This window comes from bacterium, assembly GCA_035371905.1.
In the GTDB taxonomy this organism is placed as follows: Bacteria; Ratteibacteria; UBA8468; order B48-G9; family JAFGKM01; genus JAMWDI01.
In genome coordinates this window covers 1-9,000 of record DAORXQ010000070.1, presented here as the reverse complement: position 1 = coordinate 9,000, position 9,000 = coordinate 1, and the positions used below count along the sequence as shown (strand labels likewise).

Below are 9,000 nucleotides of genomic sequence, written 5' to 3'. Positions count from 1 at the left end.
TTTTTTTGTTCTGTATATATTATACCTTATTTTTATATTTTTGTCAAGTTTTAGACATACTTGTCTATTTAGAATATACCAGAAGTCCTGAAAAAATACATTCTATCTTGTTTTTAAAATACAAGTTGTAGTTTTTATTTTAAAAAAATACTATATGTAGTAGTTTGATTGAGAAAAAGTAGAGTTGACAGTTGACTGAAAGTTATGCCTCTCGCATTTTATGTTAACTTTTCTGTGAAATCCCTTGTCTATCAAGCATTTTAAATTCCTGCTTTATGTTAACTTTTTACCATCCAGAAGAGCACCAGACCAACTATTTTCAATAGTTTTATTTGATTTTTGAGAGTAAATTCTGAAAACCCTTGATATTCCTTGCTTCTAGATTATAATGTCGGATAATAAAAATTATGTTAACTTTTTAGATAACTTTAACTTCTTGACTATTAATAACTTAAATCTTCCAGAATACCCATACCCCTATGTTATCCATCCTTTAAAAGTAGTTGATGAGTAAAATTTCAAATTTAAAGACCAGAAAAAATTTTTGTTAATATTAAATCATTAACCCGATAAAAATCTTGTCTTATTTTTTGAGTTAGAGCCAAAAAACAACCAAATTTTAAACCGACCAGACCCATCCCCCCACCCCTGCCATCCCGCACACCCGCCTGTTGGTTATGACAAATAATAAAAATTTCAGGGTAAAAATGCCTTAAAAAAGGTGTTAAAAAGCCGAAATTAGAGTTAAATAAAAGATTAAATAGCAGGTTAAAATCAAGAGTTAAAATAAAAAAACTTAAAAATTTTTATGTTTTATATTTATTTTAATATCTCTTTAATATCAATTATTTCAGGTTCTTTAACTCTTTCTTTCCAGACAACAATCCATCTATCAATAAAATCAGGGAAGGGATATTTATTAAATTCTTCAATTGCTTTTTTAATATTTATTCCTGTATTTTTTCCACCGCTTTTAACCTGAATAAATAAACATTTTTGTTTACTTAATGCTATTAAATCTGCTCCAAACAAATCCCGTTTAACAAAAATAAGTTTTCCTTTTGTATAAATTCTCTGTATTTTTTCAAGGTATTCAACTACATAACCTTGTTTTTCAAGGAATTCTTTTGTTTTTTTCTTGTAATAATTCCCCTTATTCATACTAATATTTTTTCTCTGATGAATTTTAAAACATTTTTAACTTCGGAAAGCAGGTTTTCTATCTCTTCATTAAAAGTTGGTGGATTTTGTAAAATAATTGAGTTTTTAATAACTTTATCTTTGATGTCTTTATTTTTCTTTTTAACATTTAGATAAATTCTTATTGAATTTTGAGTTAACTTTTTAAGGTATTTTTTCCAATAGGTATTATGGTTCATAAACTCAATTTTTTCTTTACTGCTTATTAATTTCCCGAGGTCGTGAAGAAAAACACTTTCCATCTCTGAAATTTCATCGTATTGGAGATTAAATTTCTTTTGATATTTTTTTGACAATATGCGGAATTGTTTATAGGCGTAGTTTATTATATCGTTTAGTCCGAGTTTTTGTGAAGTTGAGTTCATAAAATCTCCTTAATTTTAGAATATATTATATCTTTTTGTTAAGATTTTGTCAAGAGTATCTATTTTTTGACATTATATATTTTAAAATGGGGAGAAGACCAAAACCAATTTTAGAGGATGTAAAGTTAGAGGATTTAAATTTAAAGGAATTAAGGGAGATTATAAGAAATCCACAGAAGTGGGAAAGAGTATTGAAAGAAACTGCCAGTGTTATTATGACAAAGATTTTGCTTAAATTACAGCAGGATGATTTAAAAGAATATTCCCCGAAAACAATTGCTATGCTTTTACCTCTTTTAGTTGATATTGTTTATTCCTTTAAAGCACCAAAATTATCTTTTTCTGGAAAAAATATTGAGGAGAAAAAACAGAAACTGAAAGAATTACTTGAAAACATAAAACAGGAATATCCAGAGTTAGTAGAAGATGTTAAAGAAGCACTTGGAATAAAAGATGGAAAAAATACCAATTGAAATAGAGAAAAGAAGGAAGGAAAGAGCATTAAGTAAGGGTAGAGTTCAGTTAGAAAAACTGATTGAAATTATTGGAGAAATTAAGAGTGAATTAGAGGAGAACCCTTTTTTAGCATTTAAGCCCAATAAAGGATTTCAAGAAGAGTTTTTAAATTGTTCTAAAAGGTTTAGAGTAATTTTTGCTGGAAATAGGTCAGGTAAAAGTGTTTTATCTGCGTATGAAGTTTGTCGGTTTGCTCTTGGTATTCACCCTGTTAAAAATGTTAAAGTCCCGAATATTGGTTGGGTTGTATGTCCTGATAGTAGAGTTACGGCTAATGTTATGCTCCCTTATTTAAGGAAATTTTTAGGAAGTAATATTAAAAAGTTTTTCAAGAGAGAACAAATAATAGTTTTGAATAATGGAAGTGAAATTTATTGTAAGTCGTGTGATAGTCCTGTTGAGAAGTTTACAGGAGCGAGTATAAGGTATTGTGCTATTGATGAAGATTGTCCAGAAGAGATTTTTAGAGAAATTTTTATGAGGACAATAGACCAGAAAGGAGATTTATGGATAACTATTACACCGCTTTACTCAACTTGGATGTATGAGAAGATTTATTTAAGACAATTTGTTGACCCTGAACTTGAAGTTTTTGAAGGAAGCACTTTTGAAAACTTAACACATCTTCCAGAAGGAGAACTTGAAAGGTTAAAAACTATTTATTCAGAAGAAGAATTACAGGCAAGGTTATATGGTAAGTTTTTATTTTTAGCAGGTTTAATATATCAAGAGTTTGATAAGAGAAAACATTTAATTCATCCATTCCATATTCCAGATAATTGGATAAAATTCAGGTTTATAGATCACGGAATAAATGACCCTACTGTTTGCTTATGGCTGGCTGTTGACCCGAATAACAATTATTACTTTTACAGAGAGTATTATGAGAGAGGATTAATTATTCACGAAAATGTAAAAAACATAATTGCTTTAACAGGGAAAGAAAAGATTTATAAAACTTACATTGATCCAACTGTTGATAAAACTAATCCACAGACAAATATTTCTGATTTTAGAGCATATATTGAAGCAGGAATAAATAATTTATGTAAAGCACCATTAACAGAAATAGGAACAAAGATAAATAAAGTTAAAACATTTTTTAAAGCAGGAAGGATTTTTATTTTTAATAATTTACTTAACACAATAAGAGAATTATCTACTTGGAGTTATAAGAAAAACGGACTTCCTGAACGAGGAAATGACCATACACTTGATTGTATAGGATGGGCTTGTTTACTTGATTTTAAATACTCTGTTTTAAAAGTAGGATTACCAAGATTTTTACCAAGAGGGAACAAAGAGTTTTAAGCAAGAAAAATAATATATTTTATAAAGGAGGGAAGTAATGGAAGATAATTGGAAAGTAGAAGATTTAACTGAAATAGAATTCTCTGCTTATGGTGGGATAGTTGTTTCTTACGCTGTTTCTCCACAAGGAAGAGAGTATATAAAGTTGAATAAGTTTAGATATATCGGAAAAAAGAAAGTTATGAATTTTAAAGAAGCAATTTATATCCCTATTTCTAAATTTGAAGAGTTTAAAGCAGTTGTTAATCAAATCCAAAAAGGAGAATAATGGAAATTGTTAATTATGCTGATAGAGAGGATTATGTTAAAAAAGTTAGGTATTTGATTGATGTTTATCAGGATGTAAAAAATGAGAGAAAATGGCTGGAGGATGAGTGGGATAGATGGGATAATATTTGGAGATTAAAAACTCAAAAATATCAAAAATACAATCCTTTAATTTCAGAAGTTATTGTCCCTATTATTAGAAAGAAAACAGAAGATGTAATAAATGAAATAACAAGTAAGTTATTCCCTTATGGTGATAATTTTATGATACTTCCTATGCCTGGAACTCCTGAAGGATATGCTGACGCTGTTAAAAAGTTGCTTCAATATCAGTTTTTTGAAGAGATGAAAATTCCTGTTTATTTTAAGTCCCTTTTGAGAGAAATGTTAATCAAAGGAACTGCAGTAGCAAAACTATATTGGGAAAAAGATAGTATTAAGTTTAAAATTCTTGACCTTAAAAATGATTTCTATGTTTATCCTGAAACTGCTGATGATATTGAAGACGCTTTAATAACTTTTGAAAGAATTATCGTAGATAGAGACGAGTTAGAGAGGATGGCGGAAATTGGGAAATATACAAATGTTGAAAAAATTAAACCTCTTGGAAGTGCTGATGTGAAAGAAAGATTAACCGAAGAAAAGTATGTTAAACAATATCAGGAATTACCTTATTATGAAATTATTGAGTGTTATACAAAAGTTAGATTTAATGAAGATGATAGGTTAATGCCTTATATTATTTCTTTTGAACCTTCAAGTAAAACTATTATACAGATAACTCCATCTCCTTATTTTGTAAATACTGATGACGGAGATTTTGAAGATTTTAAACCATATTTAGCAATTCAATTCCATAAAATACCAAACTCTTTTTATGGTGCTTCTCATTATTCACAAGTTCAATATCTACAATTTATGCTTAATGACTTGATAAATATAATGCTTGATAATGCTATTTTAGTTCAAAACCCAATTGCAAAAGTTGACCCTGCAAAAGTTCAAAGTATTGATAGTTTAATTTATGCCCCCGGTGCTATATGGCAGTGTGAACCTGATGGAGTAATTTTTGATAGACCACCAAGTATTTTAAATGAAGGACTTTTAACTTTTCAGTATTTAAAGAATTTAACAGATGAGTATTCAAATTTAGGGCTTATTACACCTCTTCCTACTAAAAGACAGACAGCAACAGAAATTATTGCTTATACTCAAACTATGTCAACTTTTATTCAGACAATAGTTAATGATATTGAGGTTCAATTTTTAACTCCTTTAATGAAGAAAACTTTTTTAATGGATAAACTTTATATCTCAAAAATTAAATTAAAAAAGATATTAGGAGAACTTGCTTTTAAATTAAATATTAAAGAAGAAGAAACAAGGATTTTAGAAAAAGAATATTCTTTCAGGTGGATAGGAACAATACAATCTATGAATATTTATGTTAAAAACCAGCAGTTAATGTTATTTATGCAAATTCTTTCTCAAATTCCACAGGAAATTTTAGGTGGACAAATAAATTGGCAATACATAATTAAAGAAATCTGGAAATCTCTCGGAAATACTGATGTTGATAATATAATTAAAACTCCTCAAAATCAGCAAGTAAAAGACCCGTTTGAAGAAAATGAACTTATGGCTTTAGGGAAAGAAGTTGAGGTTAGTATTCTTGATGATGATGTATCTCATATATTCTTACACGATGAGAGAAGTAAACAATATCAGGAAGATGAAACTATTTTTGGAATTTTTACCAGACATATACAACAACATTTTAATAATTTAAGACAAAAAATGACTTTACAACAGCAATTACAACAGGGAGGTGAAAGTGGAACAAGAAGTGAAAGAAAATGAAATCCTTATCACAGACATATGGCTTGCTACTCTTTTAAAGTGTAAAGGATTTGAAATTTTAAGACATATAAAAACAAAAAAGAGGTTTGTATTTTTCTACTTTAAAAAAGACCCTGAAATAGATGAAGTTATTAAAGATTGGATAAATGGAGAGATTGTAGTTAATGCTAAAGAATTTGTTCAGGAATATAAAATCTTAAAAACTCTTACTTTTTAACAATTATATATTTTTAAAAGGGGAGAAAAATGAATTGGGAAGAAAAAATTAGTAAGTTGGTTAATAATCCCTGGAAAGAAGTTGAAGAGTATATAAAACAAAAAATAGAAGAATGTAAAAATGCTTTAGTTAATTCTACTGATTTAGAAGAGATTATTAGATTACAAGAAAAAGTAAAAGTTTATCAGGAATTGGTTAATTTACCAGAAAAATTAAAAGTAATTTATGCCAGAAATAAAGAGGTTGAAGATAAAAAACTAAAAAATAAACCGAGTTTCGGCTCGTAAAAACCGAAAAAGGAGGAAGTATGGAAGACAAAATTATTCAGGGCGAAGAATTAGAAAATGCCACTATGACGCCCGATAGTGGCGAAGTAAATGAAGGTGGCGAAGTTGTTAATGAAGTTCCCTCTACGCCACCAGAGGGAGAAAAGGTTTCTTCAAGGGCTGAAGAAAGAATAAGAGAACTAACCGAACGGCTGAAAGTGTATGAAGAAACTATTAAAGCACTTCAGGAACAGATACGGCAGCCACAGGTTAATCAAGCAACACCAGAGGAAGAAGAATATTATGACCCTGCGGTTAAAAAATTAAAACAAGAGTTAAATCTTCTTAAAATGGCTCTGGCTCATATGTATGATGAAAACGATAAAATGAGAGTTAATCAAAAGTATTCAGATTACTCTAAATATGAGCCACAGATTGAAGCAGAACTTATGAATTTCAGAAAACAGGGTCAAAATTTATCCCGAGAACAGATATACCTTATGCTTAAAGCAAGAGAAGTTATGACAAAACCTGTGGAAACTACAAAACCTAAAACAACTACTGAAAAACCTAAACCTGTTCCTGAAAGTAAGTCCGTTCGGAAAGTTCCTCCTAAACCGCAGACCCTTGAAGAACAACTTGAACAACTTAAAGATGTTAAGTTTTAAGGAGGGAGTAAAATGCCAGAAGTAATTGTTAAAAGTTCTGACCTTTCTTTTGATATAAGAGAATATCTTGAGAAAGATTTATTAAAAATAGCACAGAGGTATTTAAGGTTTGAAAATTTTGCTAATAAACTTGGTTTTGAACAGGGCTCTGGTAAAATATGGAAAGCAGTAAGGTATGAAAGAATTGCTCTCCCGTTAACATCCCTTACAGAAGGAGAAACACCTACTGGAAGCACGATGTCAATCAGTCAGGTTACAGGAGTATGCGAGCAGTGGGGACAATATATTACTCTGACTGATGTTGCTGAATTAACTCTTTACCATCCTGTTTTAAAAATTGCACAGGAAATGTTGGCTATTGCTTACTCTGAAACAAGAGATAGAGAAATTCAGAGAGTTTTACAAGGAGTAAGGAATGTATTTTACCCATCTACACGCACAGCCAGAAGTCAGATAACTGCAAGTGATGTTATTTCAACAGGATTGATTAAGAAAGCAGTGGCGTTTTTAAGAAATAGAAGAGCAGAACCTATAGATGGAGAATATTTTGGTGGAATTGTTGACCCATCTGTTGAAATGGATATTATTGGAGATAGTACATTTGTTCCTGCGGCTCAATACTCAAATATTAAAGCGTTGTATGCAGGTGAAATAGGACAATGGATGGGTGTAAGATGGGTAAGAAGTAGTTTTGTTCAGAACTACACAGGAATTGCGGCTATTACTGCTACTGGATCAACTTCTGGTGGAAGTTTATCAGATGGAACTTACTCTGTTTCTGTTGTTGGAGTTAATGTTCTTACAGGATTTGAGGAGTTAATTTCTCAAGATAAGTCAGTAACTATTTCTACAAGTAGTGGAGCAGGAAAGATAACAGCAACTATGCCTTCTAATACAGGATATTTGTATGATGTTTATGTAGGAGCAAGTGCTTCTACAAAGAGGAAAGTTGCTTCTTTACAAGAGCCAGATGCAAATGTAGTTATTACTGCTTTAAATCCTGATGGAGACCTTGCTCCTGTTGCTCCTACAACAGATGTAACAGTTCATAATGTATTTATTATTGGTAAAGGAGCATACGGAATTACTGACCTTGCAAAAGTTGAAAGATATACTACACCAGCAGGAGCAAGTGATAGCGACCCACTTGCACAGAGGAGAAAAACAGGATGGAAAGCGTTCTTTAAGACAATACTTCTTAATCAGGACTTTATTACCAAAATTGAGTGTGCTTCTGCGTTTTAAGATGAGTTAAAGGGAGAGGGGGGTATTCCCTCTCTCCCTTAACAAGAAAGGAGGATAGATGGAAAAGATAATAATAAAAAAAGATGAGAAAGATAAGAAAGTTAAATATAAGTTGAAAAATGTTGTTGTAATAAATGGTGTTGAATATGTAGGAGAAGTTGAAGGAGACGAAAATTTTATTGCTACTTTAAAGTATATAGATGAAAAAATTGAGTGGGAAAAACAGCATATCAAGAGTGAAGAAGTTCATCCTGATAAGGAAATTGGTAGAATAAAGGGTTAAAAAAATGACTATTAAAGATAATATTTTAGTGGTTTTAAAAAAGGGTAATGCTGACGAAGATGAGGATATTTACCAAAATGTTCTTAATAGTACTATTGCTTGGATTAAAGACCAGAGTAAAAACTTTAAATATAATGAGTTGAAAAAAGTTGTTGAAATACCTGTTGCTTCTGGTAGTAAGTATGTTGATTTACCTGATGATTATAATAAGATTGAAAATGCAGTTTTAATAAAAGATAACTTACAATACTATTTAGGAGTTTACGATATTAAAGATATTGAAGGAAAACGAGAAATATATGGTATTCCTACTATGATTGCTGTTGATTATCCCCAGAGAAAACTTTGTTTTTATCCTTATCCTAATACAGATTATGTTTTGCGATTGAGATATTATTCTTTTTATTCAGATTTAACAGAAGATGATGAAGTATTTTTACCAGATAAGATTATTCAGCAGGTGGCTTATATTTACCTTTTACAATATGATAGGTTAGATAGCACAGTTGAGGAAATGAAATTGGATAAAATGCTTAATGAGTTCAGAAGAAATGATACTTTGGATTTAGATGGAAATGTGAGAATAAATTTAAGCAAAAATGTGTATAGAGTTAAAAAGTATAATTTTAGATTATAAAAATGGAATACTATCAAATTCCAGATTTTACCGATGGAGTTGATTTATTACATCATCCATTACGAGGTTCTTTATCTACCTGTCTTAAAACTAAAAATTTAGTTCCTTTGGCAAAAGGTATTTTAAAAAAAAGGGATGGGTATAAGTTATACCTTGAAGTTCCTA

12 protein-coding genes are annotated in these 9,000 nt (G+C 30.1%); 10 read left to right on the top strand and 2 right to left on the bottom strand.

Annotated features, from left to right (window positions below):
* Positions 1-819: 819 nt before the first annotated feature.
* Together PKV21_07430 and PKV21_07425 are read right to left on the bottom strand one after the other, a co-directional pair.
* Positions 820-1,161 (bottom strand): hypothetical protein, encoded by a 342-nt coding sequence (locus PKV21_07430; protein HOM27321.1) that lies wholly within the window; start codon positions 1,159-1,161, stop codon positions 820-822.
* Positions 1,158-1,565 (bottom strand): hypothetical protein, encoded by a 408-nt coding sequence (locus PKV21_07425; GenBank protein ID HOM27320.1) that lies wholly within the window; start codon positions 1,563-1,565, stop codon positions 1,158-1,160. The genes PKV21_07430 and PKV21_07425 overlap by 4 nt, the downstream gene beginning before the upstream one ends.
* An 86-nt stretch (positions 1,566-1,651) precedes the next feature.
* On the opposite strand from PKV21_07425, the gene PKV21_07420 reads away from it, so the two are divergent.
* Genes PKV21_07420 through PKV21_07375 form a run of 10 tightly spaced genes read left to right on the top strand, consistent with a single transcriptional unit; the run spans position 1,652 to position 8,835 of the window.
* Positions 1,652-2,038: a hypothetical protein gene (locus PKV21_07420; GenBank protein ID HOM27319.1), complete on the top strand. Its 387-nt coding sequence runs from the start codon at positions 1,652-1,654 to the stop codon at positions 2,036-2,038.
* Positions 2,019-3,392 (top strand): terminase family protein, encoded by a 1,374-nt coding sequence (locus PKV21_07415; GenBank protein ID HOM27318.1) that lies wholly within the window; start codon positions 2,019-2,021, stop codon positions 3,390-3,392. Before PKV21_07420 ends, PKV21_07415 begins: the two co-directional genes overlap by 20 nt.
* A gap of 37 nt (positions 3,393-3,429) precedes the next feature.
* Positions 3,430-3,660, top strand: a complete 231-nt coding sequence (locus PKV21_07410; protein ID HOM27317.1) for a hypothetical protein — start codon at positions 3,430-3,432, stop codon at positions 3,658-3,660.
* A complete protein-coding gene (locus PKV21_07405; GenBank protein HOM27316.1) occupies positions 3,660-5,519 on the top strand; it encodes a portal protein in 1,860 nt (619 codons plus the stop codon). Before PKV21_07410 ends, PKV21_07405 begins: the two co-directional genes overlap by 1 nt.
* Complete coding sequence (locus PKV21_07400; GenBank protein HOM27315.1) at positions 5,494-5,736, top strand: DUF5659 domain-containing protein; 243 nt, start codon at positions 5,494-5,496, stop codon at positions 5,734-5,736. Before PKV21_07405 ends, PKV21_07400 begins: the two co-directional genes overlap by 26 nt.
* 29 nt (positions 5,737-5,765) lie before the next feature.
* Complete coding sequence (locus tag PKV21_07395; GenBank protein ID HOM27314.1) at positions 5,766-6,023, top strand: hypothetical protein; 258 nt, start codon at positions 5,766-5,768, stop codon at positions 6,021-6,023.
* A 20-nt stretch (positions 6,024-6,043) separates the two neighbouring features.
* Positions 6,044-6,670: a hypothetical protein gene (locus tag PKV21_07390; protein ID HOM27313.1), complete on the top strand. Its 627-nt coding sequence runs from the start codon at positions 6,044-6,046 to the stop codon at positions 6,668-6,670.
* A gap of 12 nt (positions 6,671-6,682) precedes the next feature.
* Positions 6,683-7,915 carry a N4-gp56 family major capsid protein gene (locus tag PKV21_07385; protein HOM27312.1) on the top strand — a complete coding sequence of 411 codons (1,233 nt, stop codon included), beginning with the start codon at positions 6,683-6,685 and terminating at the stop codon, positions 7,913-7,915.
* A 58-nt stretch (positions 7,916-7,973) separates the two neighbouring features.
* Complete coding sequence (locus PKV21_07380) at positions 7,974-8,198, top strand: hypothetical protein (GenBank protein ID HOM27311.1); 225 nt, start codon at positions 7,974-7,976, stop codon at positions 8,196-8,198.
* Between the two features lie 4 nt (positions 8,199-8,202).
* Entirely contained in the window at positions 8,203-8,835 is a 633-nt protein-coding gene (locus PKV21_07375) for a hypothetical protein (GenBank protein HOM27310.1), read from the top strand.
* The last annotated feature ends 165 nt before the right edge of the window (positions 8,836-9,000 follow it).

Coding starts and splice junctions, on each gene's coding strand:
- PKV21_07430 (HOM27321.1), bottom strand. CDS start 1,161: ATGAATAAGGGGAATTATTACAAGAAAAAAACAAAAGAATTCCTTGAA.
- PKV21_07425 (HOM27320.1), bottom strand. CDS start 1,565: ATGAACTCAACTTCACAAAAACTCGGACTAAACGATATAATAAACTAC.
- PKV21_07420 (HOM27319.1), top strand. CDS start 1,652: ATGGGGAGAAGACCAAAACCAATTTTAGAGGATGTAAAGTTAGAGGAT.
- PKV21_07415 (HOM27318.1), top strand. CDS start 2,019: ATGGAAAAAATACCAATTGAAATAGAGAAAAGAAGGAAGGAAAGAGCA.
- PKV21_07410 (HOM27317.1), top strand. CDS start 3,430: ATGGAAGATAATTGGAAAGTAGAAGATTTAACTGAAATAGAATTCTCT.
- PKV21_07405 (HOM27316.1), top strand. CDS start 3,660: ATGGAAATTGTTAATTATGCTGATAGAGAGGATTATGTTAAAAAAGTT.
- PKV21_07395 (HOM27314.1), top strand. CDS start 5,766: ATGAATTGGGAAGAAAAAATTAGTAAGTTGGTTAATAATCCCTGGAAA.
- PKV21_07390 (HOM27313.1), top strand. CDS start 6,044: ATGGAAGACAAAATTATTCAGGGCGAAGAATTAGAAAATGCCACTATG.
- PKV21_07385 (HOM27312.1), top strand. CDS start 6,683: ATGCCAGAAGTAATTGTTAAAAGTTCTGACCTTTCTTTTGATATAAGA.
- PKV21_07380 (HOM27311.1), top strand. CDS start 7,974: ATGGAAAAGATAATAATAAAAAAAGATGAGAAAGATAAGAAAGTTAAA.
- PKV21_07375 (HOM27310.1), top strand. CDS start 8,203: ATGACTATTAAAGATAATATTTTAGTGGTTTTAAAAAAGGGTAATGCT.